The organism is Kribbella sp. NBC_01245 (assembly GCF_036226525.1).
Classification (GTDB): Bacteria; Actinomycetota; Actinomycetes; order Propionibacteriales; family Kribbellaceae; genus Kribbella.
Genome location: NZ_CP108487.1, coordinates 1,586,357 through 1,607,378, shown reverse-complemented (window position 1 = coordinate 1,607,378; position 21,022 = coordinate 1,586,357). Strand labels below are relative to the sequence as shown.

The window sequence follows — 21,022 nt, the reverse complement described above, 5'->3', positions numbered from 1 at the left end:
GCACTATTTCGGTCAGCCGGATTCTGGATTACGTTAGTGGAGAAATACTTGCCGGTCGATAGCATGGGCCGTACGTCGAGCTGGAGGTTCTCTCGTGCCGAAGTCACCTGCATCGCTCGCCCTCGCCGGCGGACCGCCGGTTCGGACCCAGCCGTTCCCGAGCGTGAGTGGTCCGGCCGGCCGCACCCTCGGCGACGAGGAGGTGGCCGCCGTCACGAGAGTGGTCCGCAGCGGAAAGCTCAACAGCACAGTGGGCACCGAGACGGCCGAGTTCGAGCAGGAGTTCGCGGACTACTACGGAGTGCCGCATGCGGTGGCGTCGTCGTCCGGCACGTCGGCGATTCACCTGGCGGTCGCGGCCGTCGATCCCGACCCCGGCGACGAGATCATCACGACCTGCCTGTCCGACGCGGGTACCGTGCTGCCGATCCTCGCGCAGAATGCGATCCCGGTCTTCGCCGACGTAGACCCGCTGACCGGCAACCTCGACCCGGCGTCGGTCCGCGCGCGGATCACGGCGCGGACGAAGGCGATCATCGTCGTCCATCTCTTCGGCATCCCGGCGCCCGTCGCCGAGTTGCGTCAGATCGCCGACGCCCACGGCGTCGTACTGATCGAGGACTGTGCACAGGCCTACCTCACGCGCTGCGCACCAGACGGCGCGTTGGCCGGCACTGTTGGGCATATCGGCTGCTTCAGCCTGCAGCAGTCCAAGCACATCACGGCCGGCGATGGCGGGATCACCATCACCGCCGACAACGCGTTGGCTCGCCGGGCACGGCTGTTCGCCGACAAGGCCTGGCCGCGTGACACCGATGAGCGCACGCACCTGTTCCTCGGGCTCAACTACCGGATGACCGAGCTGCAGGCGGCCGTCGCGCGCGCCCAGCTCGGCAAGCTGGCCGGGGTGGTCGAGGATCGCCGCAAGAGCGCGGATGCTCTGACCGCGGCCATCGCGCCGTTGCCCGGTCTGACTGCCGCACCGCCCGACGGTACGTCGTACTGGCAGTTTCCAGTCTTCATCGACGAGTCGCTGGCCGGAGACAACGGGCACGGCTACGCCGAGGCGCTTGTGGCCGAGGGCATCCCGGCCAGTGGCGGGTACATCCAGCGGCCGCTGTATCTCACGCCGCTCTTCACCGAGCTACGCACGTACGGCGACTCGGGCTTCCCGTTGAGCATGCCGACGGCCCCGCGCTACGTCGCCGGCCTATGCCCGCGAGCGGAGGAGCTGATCATTGGCGGCGGGCTGCTGGTGATCTCCTGGAACGAGCGCTATACGGCCGATGACGTGGCCGACATCGCGGCGGCCTTGCGCAAGGTGCACACCGCGTTCACCAGCCGCTGAAGGTCAGCGGGATAGCGTCACGCGCCAGTCGTTGTCACCGGCAACGATATCCACCTCGAGCTCGACGAAATGGCGTCCATGCCTGGCGACCACGCGCGCTGATCCCTTGCCATCGTGGAGCACCGGCTTCGAATCCGCGCCTAGGCCCGGCAGCGACAGCAGCACCGACGCGGCCTGAACCGGGTCAGACGCCTGCGCCCGCATGGCCCAGCCGTCCTCGATGGCCGCCGCGGACAGCGTGACACCGCGACGACGTCGCTCCCAGCTGTTGATCTGGGCGCTCGTCCACCACGGCATGCCCCGCCGGCGCGCCTCATGGGCCAACGCGACACACGCCGCGCGCGTTGGCGGACGCAGGTGCAGATGCGGCCCGTGGAACAGGAAGTGGGCGACTCCGTGGACGGCCTCAGCCCCATCGAGGATCACGTCGCGAATCGACTCATGCCCGGCCCAAGCGAGGTCCTGGGTGTGCAGCGGGAGGTTGAGTACGTCGAAGAACCGGTTGCCCTCCGACGCGTCGGCGATCGGGAACGAGACATGGGCGGTGCCGAACAGAAAGCCGACACTGCCATGCTTGCTGGGCCCGCGCGACTCGTCAATCTGGACGCCGAGTCGCTCGCACCAGGTGTAGAACTCGGTCCAGCCCTCCCAGCGGGTGTAGTGGTTCTTGTTCGACACGATCTCGTCGGTGCCGGTCACGGCCTGGGCCCAGGCATACTGCGCACGGATCTGCGGCCATCCCCACTCGGCGAGATCGGCGTCACCCATCGCGTTGTAGTGCAACGCGTGCTCATGCCCGCCCGCGGTGATGGCCGCGACCGTCGAAGGCGAGTATCCGCCGGGGAACACGTGGCACCAGGTGACTTTGACATCCGCTTCGGCGAAGGAGTCGAGGGCCGCCTGACCGTGCTCGTCGACGTTGCCGTCCGAGTCGTGCGACATGTGAGCCACGGCCGCGACTCCCGCCGGCCAGTAGCCGAGCCAGGGCACGACGGCGTCGGCCTGTTCAGCGGCCCACCACACACACTGCAAGAACACCGACCGCCAGAGGTCGGCGTACGGCTGGTCGAACATCGGCACGGCGGCGGGCGGGGGATACGAATGCTCGAACGGCGCCGTCAGCTCAGGCTCACCGGGCGGCATGGCCCGGTCGCGCTCGAAGCTGAGCGCCATACCGTCCTCGCACTTGAGGATGCCGTCGTCGATGGGCGCGGTTCCGTCGGCCGCGGGCTTGCCGTCCGCCACGACGGCGTACCCCTGCTGGATGCGGACGATGCTCTGCCAGACGTCGACGCCGAGGGTCATCGCGAGGCCCGTGCCCAGCTTGCGAAGTACGGCGGCCGGTTGCGCGCCGACGTCATCGGTGGGATCCCACTGAGCGAGTACGTCGACATCCTCGCGCGTCGTCAGCCGGACACCGCCGACGGCATGCAGGGCGACGTCCGGACGCGATGACCAGACCGGGCTATCGGCGATCGTCACCTGTCCGTCGTCGACGGCGCCCGCTGACGTGACACCCGCGATGGACGCGAGTGGTCCCGGATCGCCGACGACGATGAGTGCCCCGCCGGCGCGCACCCATCGCTCGAGCTCAGCGACCGCGGCCGGGTCGAGCGTGGGCGTCCCCGCGAAGACCAGGACGGCCACGTCGTCGGGCGGGCTCGTGGCCTCATCAGGGGTCAATGACCGAAAAGGCAGTCTGAGATGGCCGAGCACTTCGGTGACATAGATCCACCAGGCGTCCGCCCCCGCCTCTTGGGCACGCTGGATCGCGGCGTCGTCGACGACGACCGCCACTGCGTTTCGTGCTGGCACGAGACCCTCCTGCTGTGTGCGGCGTTCAGCCACCCTGCCGCACCAGCAGGGAATTTGGCAAGGACCAAATAGGGATTACGGCGAGGCCGCAATCGCTCAGCGCGGGAGCTTCTCGATCAGCAGCTGATACGGACGCGGGGGACGACCGACCTTGCTCGAGTGTGACGGCGGCATCGGCCAGGCGAGCCCCTCGTCGACCAGCGTGTGGAGCGTCCGGCGAGCGGTCCGCAACGTCACACCGAGCAGCTCAGCGACCTTCTCGGCGTCGACGACGCGTTCGGTGTCGCCGAGCTCGTCCAGGCGCTCGGCGAGACGCGCGAGGACCTGAGCGCCCTTGGAGTCCGGTGTCGAGGTCGACCGCTCGGAAACGTGCGAGCGATCGCCGGGCATCTGCAACACCGTGTCCCGCGGTCCGACGATGAAAGCGGTGCGCCCGCCGTCCGCTGCTGCCTTGTCGACGGCGGATTGGGCGTTCACCTCCGCCTCGCGAGTCGACCGCCCCAGCCCGATGCCGATCTCCAGCAGGATGCCGAGCTCCTTGTGGATCCGGCCGAGGAATGGCGCCATCGAGAGATCATCCGTTGCCATGCGCAAGGAACCCATGGTCGTGACGATCAGGAAGCTGTGCTCGTCCCGCGGAATCACGGCCGCGTCCATCGGCCTGGCCTCACGCAGCAGCTCTCGATGCAGCGACAGCTTGAGCTCCTGGTACCAGTAGTTGCTCGGGCTCGCATGCGCCGGCAGCGCGGAGCCCGGCACCCGCACGATCATCGTGACGATTCGCGATTCCTCGAGCTTGGCGCCGCTGCCCATCAGGATCGCGGTGCTCAGGGCGTGGCGGATCGTCATCGCCGACGGCGCCATCCTCAGAGTCGGGATATCCGCCTTGCGTAACGCGGCCTCGACGCTGGGGACCGTGGTCACGGCACCAGTGGTCTTCCCACGCTCGTACAGCTTGCGGTGGAAGTCGAAGAACTTGTCCGCCGCCTCGGGACCGCCGTACTCCATCAGCCGGACGCCGGAGGCGCTAAGACCGATCTCCTCGTACGCATGATGGAGCTCGCGCTTCGTGATGGTGTCGACGCTGATCCGCTTCGGGTCGAAGACGTCCTCGAGCACACCGCGCAGCAGCGTCGAGAAGAACGCGGGCCCGCCAGACGGCACGTAGGTCGCCGGAACGGGCAGCTGACCCGCGGCAACGGCCATGTCGTAGGGGAGTGGCCCGGCGAACAGGTAGACGTCGACACGAGACGCGATCCGGCTCGCCTGAGCATGCGCGTCGTGCTCGTCGTCGTACACCGCGGTGACGAGCCGCAGGGACGGGTTGTCGAGCTCGCGCGCCAGCGCCATCGTCCGGTGCACGATCTGCTCGGCGCCGACGACACCGACCGTGACCTCCTCGGGTGCGGAAGGCATGATCAGCGATTTCGGCTGGCCGCTAGTGACAGAATCATGCACCTATATTAGGGCCCGAATCCTGCGAATCGGCGTAATCGACTCCGATCGCCGCTCGAATTCTTCGCCGCCTCGTTGAGTCGCCCCGCATTGACGGACAGCCATAATGGGAGTTACGGTCGCCCGGTATTGACCTACCAGGGCAGGAGCATGCGTGCGAACCGTGGCTGAGCTCGAGGAGCGACTGTCCCTCCCGCGCCCGCAACTCGTGGCGGACCTCGGCAAGCTCGAAGGTGACATCGTCGTCCTGGGGGCGGGCGGCAAGCTCGGTCCGAGCCTGGTTCGGCTGGCGCTGCGCGCGATCGAGGCCGCCGGCACAACGACAAAGGTCATCGCGGTCTCGCGGTTCACCGAATCCGGCCTCGCCGATTCCCTCCGGTTGGCGGGCGCTGAGGTGCATGTCGCCGACATCTCCTCCGACGCCGAGCTGACCGCAGTACCGGAGGCGGCCAACGTGGTGTATCTCGTCGGCGCGAAGTTCGGCACCGCAGGCCGGGAGCACGCGACCTGGGCCACGAACACCTACCTACCCGGCAGGGTCGCAAGCCGGTTCCCGGACTCGCGCATCGTCGCGCTGTCGACCGGCAACGTCTACCCGTTCGTGCCGGTAGGCAGCGGTGGCGCCATCGAGACCTCGCCCCTCGAGCCGGTGGGGGAGTACGCGATGTCCTGCCTCGGACGGGAACGAATCCTGGCCGACGCCAGCGATCGGCAGGGAACCCCCATCGCCTTGATCCGGCTCAACTACGCGGTGGAGATGCGGTACGGCGTACTGCTCGACATCGCCTCCTCGGTCTGGCACGGCGAGCCTGTCGACGTGACAACAGGTCATGCCAACGTCGTCTGGCAGGGCTACGCCAACGAGGTGACGCTGCGCGCCCTCCACCACGCCGCGAGCCCGCCGTTCGTTCTCAACGTGACCGGACCGGAGACCATCTCGGTTCGCCAGATCGCTCAGCGCTTCGGACAGATCTTCGACCGGGAACCCGTCATCACCGGCGCGGAGCTGCCCACCGCCCTGCTCTCGAACGCCTCAGAGTGCCACCGGCTCTTCGGCTATCCGGACGAGACGCTGGGCGCGATGGTCGGGGATGTCGCGGCCTGGGTCAGCGCCGGCCTGCCACGCCACGACAAACCGACCAAGTTCCAGCGGCGCGACGGCAGGTTCTGATGGACGAGGCCCTCAAACGTTTCCGCACCGGCTGCGTCATCCCGGCACATCCCTTGGCCATCGACGCGGACCGGCGCCTCGACGAGCGACGGCAGCGGGCGCTTAGTCGTTATTACCTGGAAGCAGGAGCAGGGGGATTGGCGGTCGCGGTTCACACGACCCAGTTCGCCCTGCATGAGCCCGAGCGGGGCCTGCTTTCCCCGGTTCTCGAGCTCGCCGCGGAGGTGGCCCGCGAGTACCCCGACGACTCGCCGATCCTCGTCGCCGGTCTCACCGGGCCGACATCGCAGGCGGTCGAGGAGGCTGAGCTGGCGGCTGGACTGGGCTATCACCTCGCGCTGCTCAGTCCGTACGACGCGGGGGAGCACAGCGAGGACGCTCTGCTGGAGCGTGCCCGCGTCGTCGGCGAAGTCCTTCCGGTGATCGGGTTCTACCTGCAGCCGGCGGTCGGCGGGCGAGTGCTCTCGCGGGACTTCTGGCGTCAGCTGGCCGCGCTCGACTGTGTCGCGGGCATCAAGGTGGCGCCGTTCAACCGCTACGCGACGCTCGACGTCATCCTCGGCGTCCGGGAGTCGGGTCGGGCCGACGACGTCGCGTTGTACACCGGGAACGACGACCACATCGTGCTCGACCTGATTTCGTCGTACCGCTCTCCGGGTGCGGTCGACCTATCGTTCGTCGGCGGATTGCTCGGCCAATGGTCGGTCTGGGTGCGCGGTGCGGTCGAGATGCTCAACGAGGCCGAACTCGCCCGCTCCGGTGACGACGACGCCCTGCGCCGGCTCCTGGCGGTCGAGTCGGAGCTGACCGATGCGAACTCCGCGGTGTTCGACGTCGCGAACGACTTCCACGGCTGTGTCCCGGGCATCCACGAGGTGTTGCGGCGGCAGGGACTGCTCGAAGGACGCTGGTGCCTCGACCCGGCCGAGGACTTGTCGGTGGGACAGCTGGACGAGATCGACCGGATCTGGGCGGCGTACCCGCACCTGCGCGACGACGACTTCGTCGCCGCCAACCTCGACCGCTGGCTGGCTTAGCTTTTGGTTCGATCAGACCAGTCGATGACCGTGCGAGCGTAATCGGCGGGGACTTCGAACGGCGGCGCGTGACCCACGCGGTGGAGGACCACCAGGTTCCAGTCGGGCCGCTGCGCCGTCCAGTCATCGATCGACGTGCGGGGAGTGAGGCGATCCTCATCGCCCCAGACAAGGAGAGTCGGCGCCGCGACCCGGTGCATCGCGTCGAGCACGAGTCGCCGGCGGACGAACATCCGCGACATCAGCGAGGCATACACCGTGACCGCGCTGCCCAACCGCGTCGCCTCCACCGCCGACATCTCGTCCCGCATGAGACCGGCGATTTCCGGCGACATCCTCGACAGGTCACCGCCCGTATTCCACCTGCTGCCCGCAATCGACGCGGGATCGTCCAGTACCCGCAGCTTCGCAGCGAGGATGCGCCGCCCCGACACGCGGAGCAGCACCAGGGCGACCGGTGCGACGATGGCCAACCCCACCCTGCCAAGGGTCTGCCACCTGCGCGCCTCGCCGTCGCTCAGAGGGGGAGCAAGTGCCGGCGCCACCAACACGAGCCCGTCAACCCGTTCAGGTGCTTGGTCGGCGAACAGCAACGCAATCATGCCGCCCGCCGACCAGCCGTGAACCACGACCCGATCCAGCTCGAGTGCGTCAGCGAAATCGCGCAGGAACAGCGCGTTGGCTTCGATGCTCGCCGCGCGCCGGTTCGGCAGCGCGGTGTGGCCGGCGATCGTACCGGGCAGGTCTACCGCGACAGCGTTCGCGTGGGGTCGCAGTTCCGCGAGTACATCGAGCCAGTTCGAGGCGCTATTGCCGGGCTGGGAACGAGCAGGTGAACCGGCACTTCCGGCGTCCGCGCCTGATCAGTCACCAGGTAGTGCACCTTCATGCCGTGCACATCGACGGTCTCGCTGCGAATTCCGGACCAGCGAGCGGCGCGCTCACCCCAGTCGGTGTACTGCACCACCCCAGGCTACGCCCGGCGACACCCTCGTCGTCCCAAGCTCGACCGCCTTGCCCGGTCCGTACTCGATGTTTGCCGCTGGCGACCCATTCCTTATCGGCACCACTTCTTTGCGTCGTCCTGTCGATCTCAGCTGAGATCGTGGTTCGCGCCAGCAAGGCTGCGCCCGGTTGAACAATGGGTTCTATTGCCCTAGGCGGGTGGCTCGCTCGCGCCGGCGGGGTCTAGGACTTTGTCGAGTGAGCGGTAGGTGCGATTGCTTGCTGCCGCAGCTCGTTGCTCGCGGCCGGTGGCCTCGATGTAGTTCTGACTGGTTGCCAGGCTGGCATGTCCGAGGAGCGCCATGATCTCCGAGGCGGTCGCGCCATCCTCCGCCAACCGGGTCGCGAACGTGTGCCGCAGCGCGTGCAGGTTCGCGCCGACCGGGACCTGGTCGTGCAGCCCGGCCCATCGGTAGCAGGACTTGACCAGATACTCGAGGCCGCCTCGACCGATCGGCTCACCCGCCCGGTTCAGCAGAAGTGGTGTGGAACGCCCGAACCTTTCCTTCGGAAAACGCCGGCGGCACGAATCGACGTACGCATCAATGATTTTCTCCATCACCGGTTGGACCGGGATCGATCTGTCCCGACTGCCTTTACCGTGCACGTGTAATCGCATTTCCCCGGGTCTTCCGGCGAGCGATTGAGCGGTCAGGTTTCGCATTTCGGCGGAGCGGAGGCCGGCCACCAATCCGAGGGCGATCACCAGCACGTCGCGCTCGGGCCAAGGATCTCTGGCCTGGCGGGCACCACCTGCCGCGGCGGTGAGGAGCTTCTCCGGGGTGTCTTCACCGCGCAAAGGCTTGGGGGACAGGGGAGGGGCTTTGGGTCTGGCGACGGCGCCCATCGGATTGCCCGCCAGCAAGCCGTCGGACACGCAGAACGTGAGGAACTGGTTCCAAGTGGACCAGGCGCGGAGGACCGAACTCTTGGCATGGCCGTCGGCAAACGCACCGAACGCTGACCGGAGGGCTTGAGCGGTGAGATCTTCCACATCGAGCTCCTCAGGGACGTCGGTGAGCAGCGCGGTGATCCCGGCCAGGTCGCGGCGGTAGGCATCAGTGGTGTGGGGGGAGTCCTTCCGCGGCCGGCGGGCAGCGAAGAATGCCGACTGTGCTGCGAGAACCTTCATAGGTGATTTCTATCGGCCGCCACCGACAATTTCCGACGCCCGATCTCACCAGGCAACTAGTTGTTGCTCCAAGCAACAACATCATCCGGAAAATCCCTATTTTTGCTGCATAATAGTGATTATGCATGACAGGATTCGCCAGGAGCGGTCCACCGCACCCCCTGGGGGATCCGCTCAACGACCTGACCCCATGACGTACGAATGCCGTCCTTATCTCGCGCGAATCGCCCGCCCGCCGGTTCATCCGGTCAGCAGGCCCCGCCATTGACGATGCGGGTCCCGCCGATTCTGAGAGCGGCAACCTAAGCCGCGGACGTCGTGCCCGCCAGACGATCCGGCCAGCAGAAGGACGCTCAGACAACTCCAGAGCGCTACATCCGTCACAGACAGTGCTCGCACCAACAGTGCGGCGATCCGACCACCAAACCCCACCAGCTGAACCCTGCCGGCCGAGTTCCCGCAACCAGAACCGACGTTCACCAGAGCGCGACGTCCGGACGCTCAGTACAGCGCACCACCAGATCCAACGCCTTGCCTACAAGGCGAATCAGGCAGGAAGATCGCCCCTTCCCGCACCCTGAAAACCCCTGCCCTGAATGTCCGATAAGCGACATTATGTCAACTAGCACTCTGCGTATTGCGTCAGATGAATCAATGCGGCTGGGCCTGGTCCACTACCCCGGGTATTCAGCGCCTGGTCTCGTACCTGGTCAGGAGCACGCCGTCGGGAAACGTCCGGGTCTCCACCAGGTTCAGGTTCACCCAGTTGTCCAGGGCCGTGAAGAACGGCGTGCCGCCGCCCACCAGGACCGGGTGGGTGACGATCGCGTACTCGTCGATCAGCCCGGCCCGCATGGGCGCCGCGGCGAGGGTGGCGCCGACGACGTCCATGGGACCGCCATCCTCAGTCTTGAGCCGGGTGATCTCGGTGACAGCGTCGCCGGTGACCAGGCGGGCGTTCCAGTCGACCGCGCTGATCGTCGAGGAGAACACCACCTTCGGCATGTCCCGCCAGCGGTGGGCGAACTCGATCTGCGCCGGTGTGGCGCCAGGCTGCTGGTCTGCGGTCGGCCAGTGGGAGCTCATCGTCTCCCACAGTTTGCGCCCGTACAGCGCCAGGCCCGTCGCCCCCACCCGGTCGGACCACCACTGGAATAGCTCGTCGCTCGGCACGCTCCAGCCGAGGTCGTCGCCGGGCGCGGCGATGTAGCCGTCCAGGCTCAGGTTCATGCCAAAGGTCAGTTTCCGCATGGCGTCAGCCTCCCGTGAGTCGGTATTCGGCGTACAGACCAACACGCGCGGAAATTCATCGGTCAGACCGGCAGGGCCTCGAGTACGAAAATAGCTGCCCGCGCCCCCGCCTTAGCGATCCCCAGAACGCCACACACGATGGCGAATCGAGTTTTCACCGTTACAGCGCGAGTGGGCTTCGACGGTGGGAGCCGACCCCGCTCCCCCACCACTCTTGTCATACGTCAACACGGATGAGGGCGGACAACTCTCCGGCCGCCCTGCACAACGTGCGGCCTGCGACGCCAATGCCGAGATGCATCAGTCGATCAACCCGGGGAAACAGTTCTATTGGGTGGCTCGGTCAGGGTCGCTGAACGAGACTTGGGCGATGGTGACAACCCCTCGGCCGATCATCGACTCGGTGGTGCGGTCAGTCTGCGGCCACGGCGTTGAGCGCCTCGTTCCCCTGGCCGGTGGCGGGATGAATGAGACCTACCGCGCCGAGTTTGCCGGCGATGTCGCTGTGGTCGTCCGGATCGCGCGTCAGCCTACGCCGTGGTTCGTCGACGAGGCGCACCTTATGGCACAGGCGCGTGCCGTAGGCGTGCCGACTGCACAGGTGCTCGGCCTCGAGCACCTGGATCACGACGGCGAGCTGCTGTCCTTCTCGATCCAGCAGTTCCTGCCGGGCCGTTCGCTCGAGCAGCTCATCGGCGAACTGCCCGCCTCTGATCTCGAGCGGTTGGTCATGGACGCCGGTGAGATTTTGGCACGGGTGCACAGCGTGGTCCCGGACGACGAGCGAGGCATCCGGCACGAGCTGCGGTTGCCCGAAGAGCACGAAGTCATCCGGGTCGCACGCATCGTCAGGGAGACACTCGGTCCGGCGGCAGCCGCGGTCGTCGAGCGCGGTGCTGACTTCCTGCGCCAAGAGGTGACGACCCGTCCGGCTCCCCCGCTCTCGCTCGTCCAGGGCGATTTCTGCCCCAAGAACCTCCTGATTCACGACGGGACGGTCAGCGGCGTCATCGACTGGGAGTTCGCTGGCCCTGCTTCGCCGGCATACGACCTCGCCCAATGGGAGGTGGATGCCGGCGACCCCTTGCATGACCGATTGGACCTGGTGCGCCGGGGGTACGCGCGGGTCGCTGATCCCGAGTCGGCCGATGCCGGGTTGACGCCGGCCTTCGCCATCGACTGGACACTCGAAAAGCTCGGTTGGAAGAACCCAGCTTCGCCGGCGCAATTCCGGCGCTGCGTGGACGTGATTGCCCGCTATACGGCCGCTTGACCAACTCAAGCACCATTCGCCAACCTCTCTGCCATTGCGTCAGTCCTGCCCAACCGCGCTGCGAGACGCATTGTCTTTGCTGCTGGCTCCTCCCCCGTACGCCGTACCTCCGTTGCCTGTACGGGGTGCGTGCTGGGTGGTCGGTGCGGTTCGGGCACGCGCTTATGCCCGTTCGCCGGGAAAACCCGTTGCGGGTGGCAGGTATCGGATGTTTGGTTGAGCGGCAACCAAACATCGGACGGAGCAAGACCCGCATGTCGCTGCCTAGCCCCACGCTGCAGACCGCTCGCCTTCGGCTGCGTCCCTTCGACGACGCGGATGCGGACGACCTCTTCGCGCTGCAGAGCAACGCGTACGTGTTGCGCTACTGGGATTCGCCGCCATGGAGCGAACGCGCGCGCTCCGAGCGGTTCATCACGGCTTGCCGGCAGATGGCAGAGGAGGGCACCGGGGCGCGGCTGGCCGTGGATCGTCTCTCCGACGGGGCGTTCATCGGCTGGTGCACCCTGAACCGGTGGAATCCGGACTACCGCAGCGCATCGCTGGGCTACTGCTTCGGCGATGCGGCGTGGGGCCACGGCTACGCGACGGAGGCCGCGCGCGCTTTGCTGGGATGGGCATTCGACACGCTGGACCTGAATCGCATCCAGGCTGAGGCCGACACACGCAACGTGGGATCTGCCCGCGTGCTGGAGAAGCTCGGGTTCGTGCGTGAAGGGACGCTGCGGGAAGACTGCGTCGTGAACGGCGACGTCTCTGACTCGTGGGTCTACGGGCTGCTCAGACGCGAGTGGCGGCCGTCGTCCGAGCCGGTTCCCGCCCCGCTGAGTCCTCGCTCCCCCGCGAGACGTCGCCCGGCATCCCGGTCGTTCGACTCGCCGCGACGTCAGTCGAGTCCGTCGAAGAGGTCGGTCAGCATCGGTGCATCGCGTTCGCGCTCAGGCCACGCGATCGTGTACCACTCCCGCCGCAGGCGCCGCTCCCATTGAACGGTATTGGTGGGATCGTCGGACATGACGTGCAGTTGGCTCTTGTGCTCGCGAAGGCCGGCGACGGTACGACTGGCGACTTCTCGACAGTCCACGGTGATCCGGATCTGCTCGTCCGGTATTCCGCGCATGTGGTACGTCTGCGTCGGATCGAAGGTATAGAGCCCCAGCTCAGCCCGTTGGCGGTTCCATCTTTCGAACACCGTCTGCGGCACCGCGCCGTGCGCGAGGCGCTGGAAGCCAGGCCCGTCCTCGGATCGCAGGCGTGCGAACGCTTCGTCGGTGGCTGCACCGATCGCGATGTGGTCGGGATGCCCGAAGATGCCGTCGGGGCCGAACGTCACGACGACGGCGGGATCCTCCTCCGCAAGGATCCGCGCGACCGCTGCGACAAGGTCATCGAAGGGAACATCGGCGACGCCACCGTCCGGCAGACCTAACCATTCGTGACGGTCAGGGACGCGACCGAGTGCGCGCCACGCGGCTTCGTCCTCAGCCTGGCGGATGGACCCGAGCGTCTGTCGTGTGGCCGGGAATCCGTCCCGGATGTCGCCAAGCTCGCCAAGGGTGGCGTGAACCAGGATGAACCGAAAGTCTGGATCATCGGCGTACAGGGCGACGCTGCCGGCGACCCCGTACGCGTCGTCGTCTGGGTGCGCGACGACGCAGGCGAGAGTCCGGTTACGCATAACCCGCAGTATCGGCCCGCGGACCTAACCGCGGCCAGTGGCTCACCGATGTCGCTCGACTCGTCCGACCGGAGATCGTCGGCATGGCCTGGGTCGCGCTTGTCCCTCGCGTCCCGAGACCTGAGCGACAGATCGGCTATCCGCAGAGAACGGCTGGGCTTCGAGTCATCCCTCCTCCAGCGAACGGCGGACTAGCACCTTGTCGGAGGCAGCAGCATTCGGCTGATCCTTAGCGAAATCTCGTGGCTCGATTCGGCGGCTTTGGTTAGGGTCCGTGGATGCCGTCTCAGCGTGCCCTTCTGCCGCGGTCGACGCCGGCCGCTGCCGGGATCTCGTCCCGCGCGATCGACTCGCTGCTGGACCAGCTCGAAGCGCGATCCGTCGAATGCCACTCCATCATGGTCGTACGCCGCGGCCACGTCGTTGCCGAAGGCTGGTGGGCACCGTACTCGGCCGAACGCCCGCATCTGCTCTATTCGCTGACCAAGTCGTTCGCCTCGGTCGCCGTGGGGCTCGCGATCGCCGACGGGCTGCTCACGTTGGACGATCGATTGGTGGACGTGCTGCCCGAGCACGTTCCGGCCGACATCTCCGAACAGGGTCGACGCATCACCGTGCACCATCTGCTGTCCATGACGGCTGGGCACAGCACGGATAGCCTGGACGAGGCCTGGCGGCTGGAACCGGACGACCTGGTGAAGGGCTTCCTGCGCGTACCGATGACCGAAGCCGAGGGAACCCGGCACACCTACGACAACGCGACCACTTTCATCCTGGCCCGGATGGTGGAACGCGTCACCGGCCGCGGCCTCCCGGAGCTGCTCGACGAGCGGCTGTTCCTGCCGATGGGCATCGACCACGCAGAATGGGATCGGGTGGCGAGTGGTGCCGCCTTCGGATTCCACGGGCTGCACCTCACGACCGAGGCTGTCGCCGCCTTCGGTGAACTACTGCTGCGCGGAGGCGGCTGGGGCGATCGTCAGCTCATCGCGCGCGACTGGGTCGAGCTCGCGACCAGACGGCATAGCGAGACTCTGCCCCTCCCGAACTGGTCGCAAAACCCCGACTTTCTTTGCGGGTACGGCTACCAGTTCTGGATGTCGCGTCATGGCTACCACGGTCACGGCGCCTTCGGTCAGTACTGCGTGGTCGTCCCGTCCCACGAGCTCGTGGTCGTCGTGACCGGCGCTGTCGAACAGGAAGACGTACTGCCCGGCCTCTTCTGGGACTGCCTGTTGCCCGGCCGCCCCGGCGCGTTCCGTCAAGGCGAGACTCGACGCCTCGGCCGAGGATTCGGCTCTGCCCGACGGAACCACGGTGATCGTCGATCCGGTGGACGGTGGGTGGCGCCTGCGATTCGGGTCGTCCCTCACTGTCGAGGTCGGCCACGGCGAATGGCGGGAAAGTTCGCCACTCGGCCGCCCTGTCGTCGCGACTGGCGCCTGGCAGGGCAACACGTTCATCGCCGAGCTGTACGTCATCACCTCGCCGCACCGGGTCCGGCTGGTGGTCGACGCCGACGCGGAGACAGCGACGGCGACCTGGAACGTCGTACCACTAACCAGCCCCAGTCTCGCGTTGCACCTCCGATCACCCCTGATGACCCGGCCCGACGTCGCGTAGACGAACCTCGTCTGACAGGGCTATAGGAATCGCGGGGTGAAGCGGTCGGCGGTGCGCACTGCGACGGCGAGAGGCCAGGTGACGATGGCCGCGACGGTGCCCGTGAGGGGTCCTCGACGCCTCGCCGAGACCCGCGGCGGGAGTGTCCCGAACAGCGTCGCGAGGGCCGGGAACGGGCGGACGAAGATCTTGAGCTCGTCGATCTGCCCCTGCTCGTTGACGTGCAGCAGGACGTGGGCTTCGAGTTCCACCCCTCGAACCTGGGCGCGAAAAGAGAACGATCGCGAATCGCCGAGCGCGAGCGGATCGGTGGTCTCGAGGCCATCGAGGACGGCGAAGATGTCGCGGTGCAGCGCTGCGACCTCTTCCCTGCCAACGAACGTCACCCGCTCCGTCATCGGCGAGTGAAAGACGACGTCAGGCGCCAGTAGGTCGGCGACTGCGTCCGCATCTCCCCTCTCCGCGGCGGCGCGCAGGGCCTGGGTCGCGGTCGAGGCCGGCGACGTGGAGGCGGCTGGATCTGCAACAGACATTGGACCTCTCTCGGCGGGGCTTTCCTCTGCTAGCGTGCTTGATAACATCAAGTGAGGTTGAGGAAGTCAAGCATATGACGACACGCTCCTACGGGCAGTTCTGTGGTCTTGCGCGCGCTCTCGACGCAGTGGGCGATCGCTGGAACCTCCTGATCGTCCGCGAGCTACTTCCCGGGCCCATGCGGTACGGCGAACTGGTTGCCGCGCTGGGCGGTATCGCGACGAATCTGCTGGCCGACCGCCTGCGCAGCCTGGAGTCCGCCGGAGTGGTCGAGCGGCGTCTGGGCGAGACGGGCGGAGTGACCTACGCCCTGACGCCCTGGGGTGGTGAACTTCGGGAAGCGATCGAGGCACTCGTTCGCTGGAGCACCCCGCTGATGGTGACTGGCCGGGACGACGATTCGTTTCAGCCTCGCTGGCTGGCTGTCGCACTCCCAGCGCTACTCAACGGAAGGACGTCGAAGACTCCGGCGGAGCTCGGCATCGACGTACCCGGGTTGTTCATGACACTGCGGATCGACAAGGACGGCCCGCACGTGACCCTCGCGCCTGACCGGCGTCCGGCCACCATCCTCGAAGGGCAGCCAGAGGTCGTCCTGGGACTCGCCGCTGGGGCGATCACCATCGATCAAGCGCTATCCGGCGCGACCGTCCACGGCGATCGCCAGGTCCTCGCGACAGTGCTGCCGGGTGCCCAGGCATGAGCGGGCTGCCATCTGCTCGCCGGTAGCAGTGAGCCACTCCCATGTCGCGTGGCCGGGATGCTGTGCTCGGCGACCGCCTTTTGGTGATCAGCACCGCTAGCGTGTCGGCTGTGATGGTCGGACGTCACGCAGAACAGTCACGCCGGAGTTGTCTGGTTGCGCTACCGGCCGGGGCTTGAGACGAGATGGGTGATGATGGGAAAGACGATCATGTACGCCGCCGTGTCGGCTGACGGTTATGTTGCGAGGCCGGATGGCGAGATCGGCCAGCTCTTCGACTGGTTCGGGAGTGGCGAGGTGGCGTGGGATTGGCTCGGGGCCGAGATGCGGACCGCTCAGGCCACCAAGGACTTCCTCCAGGCGGTCTACTCCTCCGACGTCGGCGCGATGGTGGTCGGACGGTACGTGTTCGACCAGACCAACGGCTGGGGAGGTCAGGCTGTGGCCGGCGATCACGTGTTCGTGGTCACCCACGAGGCGCCTACCGACTGGGAGTTCGCCGACACCGCACCGTTCACCTTCGTGACCGACGGGGTCGAGTCGGCCCTCGCCCAGGCGCGCGAGGTCGCCGGGGACCGGATCGTGGATGTCGCGGCCGGGAACGTCGGTGGGCAGGCGCTGCGCCTCGGCCTGATCGACCAGGTCGTGATGAACGTCGTACCCGTGGTGTTCGGCGAAGGCCGGCCGTTCTTCGGCAGCGCCGCCGGCGAGGTCACACTCGCCGACCCATCGCTCGTCGCGCAGGGCGATCGGGTGACTCACCTCCTGTACGACGTACCGCAGTCCGGCGGAAAGGCGTGACAGTTGCGTGAGAATGACGGACATGACATCGAGCTGACTGCGCAGGACCTTCGAGTGGTCGCCCGCTATGCGGCAGAGAGCGCCGCGGAGACACTGGCGATCTTCGAGGCAAGTGATCCTGATGACCGACGGCCTCGTGAAGCGCTCGAAGCGGCGTGGACTTTCGTTGAAGGCGCTCAGCGCACGAAGTTGCAGCGAGTCACCGCCCTGGCAGCAAACCAGGCCGGGCGGGAAGCGACGACCGAAGCCGCTCAGAACGCAGCGCGCGCAGCAGGCCACGCAGCCGCCGCGGCCTACTTGCACCCGCTCGCGAAATCGACGCAGGTTGGGCACATTCTCGGCGCCGCCGCATGCGCAGCACGCGCGGCGGAGCTGGCCGCCGGCGGGGATCGAAGTGTTGGAGCAGAGAGCATTGAACAGGCTCGCCGGCGAGCAACGCCTGCTCTTGTCGCGGTGCTCAGGCGCTACCCCGCGGCTCCGTCCAGCGGAAACCGCGTCGCCGAACTCATGAGCGCGTTGGACACCTCACTGCGATCGCTTTAATCGCGTTGCGGGGCAATCCCTCCAACACCTAGCGTTGCCTTTCTCATAGGCACGGGCTTCAGCTATTCGGAGATGTGGAGCGGATGACTTCGACCTTGGACGCACTCAGCTTTGGCGCGAACGATCCCCTCAAGCTCGCGCGTTTCTGGGGTGGCGTGCTGGGCAGGGAGCTGTCCGACGACGGTCTGGTGCTCCAGCCCGGCGATGACACCGAGTTCCCGATCCGCTTCGTCTCGTATCAGGGGCCGAAGACCGGCCCGAACCAGATGCACTTCGATCTGACCAGCAAGTCCCCCGAAGACCAGCAGCAGACGGTGGCTCGTGCGCTCGAGCTCGGCGGTCGGCACCTCGACATCGGCCAGGGCCCGGACGCGACTCACGTCGTGCTCGCCGACCCTGAGCACAACGAGTTCTGCGTCATCGCGGCGGGCAACAACTTCCTGGCCGACACCGGAGTCATCGGAGCGCTTTCGTCCGACGGGACGCAGCAAGTCGGGTACTTCTGGAGCAAGGCCCTGGGCTGGCCGCTGGTCTGGGATCAGGACGAAGAGACCGCGATCCAGGCGCCAGAGGGCGGTTCGAAGATCTCCTGGGGCGGTCCCCCGGTGAACCCGAAGCTCGGCGTGAACCGTCTGCAGCTCGACCTCGCTGCCCCGGCCGACAGTGATCTGCAGGCGGAGGTCGACCGCCTCGTGTCCCTCGGGGCGAAGCGATCCGACAACGGTCAGGACGAGGCAGGCCGGGTTGCCATGACCGATCCCGACGGCAACGAGTTCTCGGTGATGCGGGCGAGACCGAAGCGATAGCTGCGGGCTGACCACGGCACGGGGTATGCGGAGTACCTTCGAAGGAGAGACGCTTTCCTCCGGCAGGTGATCGCATGCAGTCCTGGCTTCTCTGGTTGGCCATCGCCGCGGTCCTCGGTACCGTCGAGCTGCTGACGGCCACGCTCGACTTGCTCCTGCTCGCCGTCGCGGCCTCAGCGGCAGCCGGGGTGGCCGCCATTGGCCTGGGTACCGGCCTGCAGTTGCTCGCCTTCGCCGTCACGGCCGCCGCGATGATCACACTCGTACGGCCGGTCGCTCGCCGCCATCTCACCGGTACGCCGCAGTTGCGTAGCGGCGTGTCCGCGCTGATCGGCCGCGAGGCGATCGTGTTGAAGCCGGTCGGTCGCGAGGCCGGCCTGGTTCGGATCGGCGGCGAGGAATGGACCGCTCGCGCCTACGATCCGGACCTGGTGTTGCCGGCCGGGACCACTGTCGACGTCTTCGCAATCGAGGGCGCGACCGCCCTCGTCCATCCCCGGGAGGAGCCATGGCCGAACTGATCGTAGGGCTGGTCGCCGCCGTGCTGGCCGTCGTACTGGTGCTGCGCACGGTCCGGATCGTGCCGCAGGCCCGAGCGAGTAACGTCGAACGGCTGGGGCGCTACTTGCGCACGCTCGAGCCCGGTCTGAACGTGGTCATCCCCTTCATCGACCGTCCGCGGGCGCTGATCGATCTGCGCGAGCAGGTGGTGTCCTTCGAACCGCGCTCGGTGATCACCGAAGACAACCTGGTGGTCGATATCGACACGGTGCTGTACTTCCAGGTGACGGATCCCCGCGCCGCGGCGTACGAGATTTTCAGTTATCTCCAGGCGATCGAGCAGCTCACCGTCACCACGCTGCGCAACGTGATCGGCAGCATGGATCTGGAGAAGACGCTGACGTCCCGCGAGTACATCAACTCCCAGTTGCGCGGCGTTCTCGACGAGGCCTCGGGCAAGTGGGGTATCCGGGTGAACCGGGTCGAGCTGAAGGCGATCGATCCCCCGCCTTCGATCAAGGAGTCGATGGAGAAGCAGATGCGGGCCGATCGCGAGAAGCGGGCCGCGATCCTCACGGCGGAGGGGCAACGGCAGGCCCGGATCCTGACGGCGGAGGGTGATCGGCAGGCGGCGATCCTGCGAGCCGAAGGCCAGGCCCAGGCGATCGACACGGTGTTCGGGGCCATCCACCGCAACGACCCCGACCCGAAACTGCTGGCTTACCAGTACCTGCAGATGTTGCCGGAGCTGGCGAAAGGTCCCGGCAACACCTTCTGGGTGATCCCGTCCGAGGTGACGACAGCTCTGCAAAACGTCACCAAGGCCTTCACCGGCGCCCTCCCCGAAAAGACGGACTCGGACAGCCCACAGGTCACCCAGTGAAAGCCTCGGGTCCGAAGCGGCCCCACGCCACGAAGGCGGCGAGGACGAGATAGACGACGTCCGCCAGCAGGTACTTGGGCTCGTGACGGCGGATGCGTGTGATCACCGCGCCGACCATGACGACAACCAGGCCCGATGCGGCCAGCGGCACCAGAATCGGGGCGGTGTCGAGCAGTGCGGGCAGGATCAGGCCCACGGCAGCCAGGACTTCGAGGGCTCCGATGGTCTTGACGCCGGCGGCGCTGAAGTCTTCGACCCATGCCGCGGATGGCCCAGCAGCGGCGATCTTCGCCTTCGGCAGGATCACCTTGCCGCCGCCGCCGACCAGGTAGGCGACGGCAAGCAGTCCGGTAACGATCCACAGGGCGAGATTCACGACGTACTCCTTGAAGCGTCAGGCGGGCAACTGTTCGAACACAAGATGCCGACGACCCGGCATCTGTGACAGCGCACCCGCGTGACGTGCGTCATGAGTACGGCTGAGGCGCGCCGTTGGTGGTGAGCAGCCAGGAGTAGACCGACGTGGTGGCGCAGATGAAGAGGCGGTTCCGTTTGGGGCCGCCGAAGCAGATGTTCGAGACGACTTCGGGGATCAGCAGCTTGCCGAGCAGGGTGCCGTCCGGGTCGAAGCAGTGCACGCCTTCGTGGGTCGCCGCCCAGACCCTGCCGTCGGCGTCCATCCGGATCCCGTCGAAGACGCCCGCCTCGCACGGCGCGAAGACGTCGCCGCCCGCCAGGCGACCGTCGTCCTTCACGTCGAAACGCCGGATGTGCTTGCGTGGCGTGTCGACGACGTACAGCTGAGACTCGTCGAGGGAGAACGCCAAACCGTTCGGCCGGGCGAAGTCGTCGGCGACGATCCGCAGCTCGCCGGTCGACGGATCGAGTCGGTAGACGTGACAGCCGGCGAGTTCCTGTTCGGCCTTGTGTCCCTCGTAGTCGCTGGTGATGCCGTACGGCGGATCGGTGAACCAGATCGAGCCGTCGCGCCGCACCACCACGTCGTTCGGGCTGTTGAGCCGCAGGCCGTCGTAGCGATCGGCGAGCACGGTGATCGATCCGTCGGCCTCGGTCCGTGTCACGCGGCGGTTGCCCTGTTCGCAGCTGACCAGCCGGCCGAGCCCGTCGAGCGTATGGCCGTTGGTATACCCGGCGGGCTGGCGGAAGATCGAGACCGTTCCGGAGACCTCGTCCCAACGCAGGATGCGGTCGTTCGGGATGTCGCTGAACAACAGGCATCGCCAGGCGGGCACGTAGACCGGTCCCTCCAGCCAACGTCCGCCGGCGTACAGCCGCTCGACATTCTCATCGCCTCGAGCCACCAGCGCGAACCGCTCGTCGACCGTCACCAAGTCTGCGCGACGACGCTCGATCGGGTCTCCCAGCATTACTGTCATTTCCTCGCTCCACCGAATCTCGTTCTGCTGTTGAGTCAATTTGCTGAACTTCAACTGGCACTATGC

At 66.9% G+C, this 21,022-nt stretch carries 22 protein-coding genes; 12 read left to right on the top strand and 10 right to left on the bottom strand.

Going from position 1 to position 21,022, the window contains the following annotated elements; all coding sequences use genetic code 11:
• Positions 1-94 precede the first annotated feature (94 nt).
• The gene (locus OG394_RS07035; RefSeq protein WP_328994151.1) at positions 95-1,348 is read left to right on the top strand and encodes a DegT/DnrJ/EryC1/StrS family aminotransferase; all 1,254 of its coding nucleotides are present in this window, start codon (positions 95-97) and stop codon (positions 1,346-1,348) included.
• Positions 1,349-1,351: 3 nt separating this feature from the next.
• On the opposite strand, the gene OG394_RS07030 is transcribed toward OG394_RS07035, so the two are convergent.
• Positions 1,352-3,163: a hypothetical protein gene (locus tag OG394_RS07030; RefSeq protein ID WP_328994150.1), complete on the bottom strand. Its 1,812-nt coding sequence runs from the start codon at positions 3,161-3,163 to the stop codon at positions 1,352-1,354.
• Positions 3,164-3,259: 96 nt separating this feature from the next.
• Complete coding sequence (locus OG394_RS07025; protein WP_328994148.1) at positions 3,260-4,579, bottom strand: hypothetical protein; 1,320 nt, start codon at positions 4,577-4,579, stop codon at positions 3,260-3,262.
• A 193-nt stretch (positions 4,580-4,772) separates the two neighbouring features.
• Between OG394_RS07025 and OG394_RS07020 the strand changes: the two genes are divergently transcribed.
• Together OG394_RS07020 and OG394_RS07015 are read left to right on the top strand one after the other, a co-directional pair.
• The gene (locus OG394_RS07020; protein ID WP_328994147.1) at positions 4,773-5,789 is read left to right on the top strand and encodes an NAD-dependent epimerase/dehydratase family protein; all 1,017 of its coding nucleotides are present in this window, start codon (positions 4,773-4,775) and stop codon (positions 5,787-5,789) included.
• Positions 5,789-6,826, top strand: a complete 1,038-nt coding sequence (locus OG394_RS07015; protein WP_328994146.1) for a dihydrodipicolinate synthase family protein — start codon at positions 5,789-5,791, stop codon at positions 6,824-6,826. Before OG394_RS07020 ends, OG394_RS07015 begins: the two co-directional genes overlap by 1 nt.
• On the opposite strand, the gene OG394_RS07010 is transcribed toward OG394_RS07015, so the two are convergent.
• The 4 genes from OG394_RS07010 to OG394_RS06995 all read right to left on the bottom strand — a co-directional run bounded on the left by OG394_RS07010 (position 6,823) and on the right by OG394_RS06995 (position 10,214).
• Positions 6,823-7,602 carry an alpha/beta fold hydrolase gene (locus OG394_RS07010; RefSeq protein ID WP_328996809.1) on the bottom strand — a complete coding sequence of 260 codons (780 nt, stop codon included), beginning with the start codon at positions 7,600-7,602 and terminating at the stop codon, positions 6,823-6,825. The genes OG394_RS07015 and OG394_RS07010 overlap by 4 nt on opposite strands.
• Entirely contained in the window at positions 7,572-7,790 is a 219-nt protein-coding gene (locus OG394_RS07005) for a hypothetical protein (protein ID WP_328994144.1), read from the bottom strand. The genes OG394_RS07010 and OG394_RS07005 overlap by 31 nt, the downstream gene beginning before the upstream one ends.
• Before the next feature lie 192 nt (positions 7,791-7,982).
• Positions 7,983-8,963: a tyrosine-type recombinase/integrase gene (locus tag OG394_RS07000; protein ID WP_328994143.1), complete on the bottom strand. Its 981-nt coding sequence runs from the start codon at positions 8,961-8,963 to the stop codon at positions 7,983-7,985.
• Positions 8,964-9,650: 687 nt separating this feature from the next.
• Positions 9,651-10,214 carry a dihydrofolate reductase family protein gene (locus OG394_RS06995; protein WP_328994141.1) on the bottom strand — a complete coding sequence of 188 codons (564 nt, stop codon included), beginning with the start codon at positions 10,212-10,214 and terminating at the stop codon, positions 9,651-9,653.
• Positions 10,215-10,584: 370 nt separating this feature from the next.
• On the opposite strand from OG394_RS06995, the gene OG394_RS06990 reads away from it, so the two are divergent.
• Together OG394_RS06990 and OG394_RS06985 are read left to right on the top strand one after the other, a co-directional pair.
• On the top strand, positions 10,585-11,487 hold the full coding sequence (locus OG394_RS06990; protein ID WP_328994139.1) for a phosphotransferase family protein: 903 nt from the start codon (positions 10,585-10,587) through the stop codon (positions 11,485-11,487).
• A gap of 254 nt (positions 11,488-11,741) precedes the next feature.
• Positions 11,742-12,476: a GNAT family N-acetyltransferase gene (locus OG394_RS06985; protein WP_328994138.1), complete on the top strand. Its 735-nt coding sequence runs from the start codon at positions 11,742-11,744 to the stop codon at positions 12,474-12,476.
• Here OG394_RS06985 and OG394_RS06980 read toward each other — a convergent pair.
• Positions 12,374-13,165, bottom strand: coding sequence for a PIG-L deacetylase family protein (locus tag OG394_RS06980; protein ID WP_328994136.1), 792 nt, complete (start codon positions 13,163-13,165; stop codon positions 12,374-12,376). The genes OG394_RS06985 and OG394_RS06980 overlap by 103 nt on opposite strands.
• Before the next feature lie 278 nt (positions 13,166-13,443).
• Between OG394_RS06980 and OG394_RS06975 the strand changes: the two genes are divergently transcribed.
• A complete protein-coding gene (locus tag OG394_RS06975) occupies positions 13,444-14,814 on the top strand; it encodes a serine hydrolase domain-containing protein (protein ID WP_328994135.1) in 1,371 nt (456 codons plus the stop codon).
• On the opposite strand, the gene OG394_RS06970 is transcribed toward OG394_RS06975, so the two are convergent.
• Positions 14,809-15,321, bottom strand: coding sequence for a nuclear transport factor 2 family protein (locus tag OG394_RS06970; RefSeq protein WP_328994134.1), 513 nt, complete (start codon positions 15,319-15,321; stop codon positions 14,809-14,811). The two genes, OG394_RS06975 and OG394_RS06970, sit on opposite strands and share 6 nt — an antisense overlap.
• 74 nt (positions 15,322-15,395) lie before the next feature.
• On the opposite strand from OG394_RS06970, the gene OG394_RS06965 reads away from it, so the two are divergent.
• From OG394_RS06965 to OG394_RS06940, 6 genes are all read left to right on the top strand, one after another.
• A complete protein-coding gene (locus OG394_RS06965; RefSeq protein WP_328994132.1) occupies positions 15,396-16,025 on the top strand; it encodes a winged helix-turn-helix transcriptional regulator in 630 nt (209 codons plus the stop codon).
• 192 nt (positions 16,026-16,217) lie between these two features.
• Entirely contained in the window at positions 16,218-16,826 is a 609-nt protein-coding gene (locus OG394_RS06960; protein ID WP_328994131.1) for a dihydrofolate reductase family protein, read from the top strand.
• Positions 16,827-16,829: 3 nt separating this feature from the next.
• Complete coding sequence (locus tag OG394_RS06955) at positions 16,830-17,369, top strand: putative immunity protein (RefSeq protein ID WP_328994130.1); 540 nt, start codon at positions 16,830-16,832, stop codon at positions 17,367-17,369.
• 83 nt (positions 17,370-17,452) lie between these two features.
• Positions 17,453-18,175, top strand: coding sequence for a VOC family protein (locus tag OG394_RS06950; RefSeq protein WP_328994129.1), 723 nt, complete (start codon positions 17,453-17,455; stop codon positions 18,173-18,175).
• A gap of 74 nt (positions 18,176-18,249) precedes the next feature.
• On the top strand, positions 18,250-18,696 hold the full coding sequence (locus OG394_RS06945; RefSeq protein WP_328994127.1) for an NfeD family protein: 447 nt from the start codon (positions 18,250-18,252) through the stop codon (positions 18,694-18,696).
• Entirely contained in the window at positions 18,684-19,559 is an 876-nt protein-coding gene (locus OG394_RS06940; protein WP_328994126.1) for an SPFH domain-containing protein, read from the top strand. The genes OG394_RS06945 and OG394_RS06940 overlap by 13 nt, the downstream gene beginning before the upstream one ends.
• Here the strand turns inward: OG394_RS06940 and OG394_RS06935 are convergent.
• Positions 19,549-19,935 (bottom strand): DoxX family protein, encoded by a 387-nt coding sequence (locus OG394_RS06935; protein ID WP_328994125.1) that lies wholly within the window; start codon positions 19,933-19,935, stop codon positions 19,549-19,551. The genes OG394_RS06940 and OG394_RS06935 overlap by 11 nt on opposite strands.
• Positions 19,936-20,026: 91 nt before the next feature.
• Positions 20,027-20,956, bottom strand: a complete 930-nt coding sequence (locus OG394_RS06930; RefSeq protein ID WP_328994124.1) for an SMP-30/gluconolactonase/LRE family protein — start codon at positions 20,954-20,956, stop codon at positions 20,027-20,029.
• Positions 20,957-21,022: the final 66 nt, after the last annotated feature.

Excerpts from the sequence above, each read along its gene's own strand:
- OG394_RS06975 (WP_328994135.1), top strand. The coding sequence starts at position 13,444 with ATGCCGTCTCAGCGTGCCCTTCTGCCGCGGTCGACGCCGGCCGCTGCC.
- OG394_RS06950 (WP_328994129.1), top strand. The coding sequence starts at position 17,453 with ATGACTTCGACCTTGGACGCACTCAGCTTTGGCGCGAACGATCCCCTC.
- OG394_RS06970 (WP_328994134.1), bottom strand. The coding sequence starts at position 15,321 with ATGTCTGTTGCAGATCCAGCCGCCTCCACGTCGCCGGCCTCGACCGCG.
- OG394_RS06960 (WP_328994131.1), top strand. The coding sequence starts at position 16,218 with ATGATGGGAAAGACGATCATGTACGCCGCCGTGTCGGCTGACGGTTAT.
- OG394_RS06965 (WP_328994132.1), top strand. The coding sequence starts at position 15,396 with ATGACGACACGCTCCTACGGGCAGTTCTGTGGTCTTGCGCGCGCTCTC.
- OG394_RS06930 (WP_328994124.1), bottom strand. The coding sequence starts at position 20,956 with ATGACAGTAATGCTGGGAGACCCGATCGAGCGTCGTCGCGCAGACTTG.
- OG394_RS06985 (WP_328994138.1), top strand. The coding sequence starts at position 11,742 with ATGTCGCTGCCTAGCCCCACGCTGCAGACCGCTCGCCTTCGGCTGCGT.
- OG394_RS07000 (WP_328994143.1), bottom strand. The coding sequence starts at position 8,963 with ATGAAGGTTCTCGCAGCACAGTCGGCATTCTTCGCTGCCCGCCGGCCG.
- OG394_RS06990 (WP_328994139.1), top strand. The coding sequence starts at position 10,585 with ATGGTGACAACCCCTCGGCCGATCATCGACTCGGTGGTGCGGTCAGTC.
- OG394_RS06980 (WP_328994136.1), bottom strand. The coding sequence starts at position 13,165 with ATGCGTAACCGGACTCTCGCCTGCGTCGTCGCGCACCCAGACGACGAC.
- OG394_RS07015 (WP_328994146.1), top strand. The coding sequence starts at position 5,789 with ATGGACGAGGCCCTCAAACGTTTCCGCACCGGCTGCGTCATCCCGGCA.
- OG394_RS06940 (WP_328994126.1), top strand. The coding sequence starts at position 18,684 with ATGGCCGAACTGATCGTAGGGCTGGTCGCCGCCGTGCTGGCCGTCGTA.
- OG394_RS06945 (WP_328994127.1), top strand. The coding sequence starts at position 18,250 with ATGCAGTCCTGGCTTCTCTGGTTGGCCATCGCCGCGGTCCTCGGTACC.
- OG394_RS06995 (WP_328994141.1), bottom strand. The coding sequence starts at position 10,214 with ATGCGGAAACTGACCTTTGGCATGAACCTGAGCCTGGACGGCTACATC.
- OG394_RS07025 (WP_328994148.1), bottom strand. The coding sequence starts at position 4,579 with ATGCCTTCCGCACCCGAGGAGGTCACGGTCGGTGTCGTCGGCGCCGAG.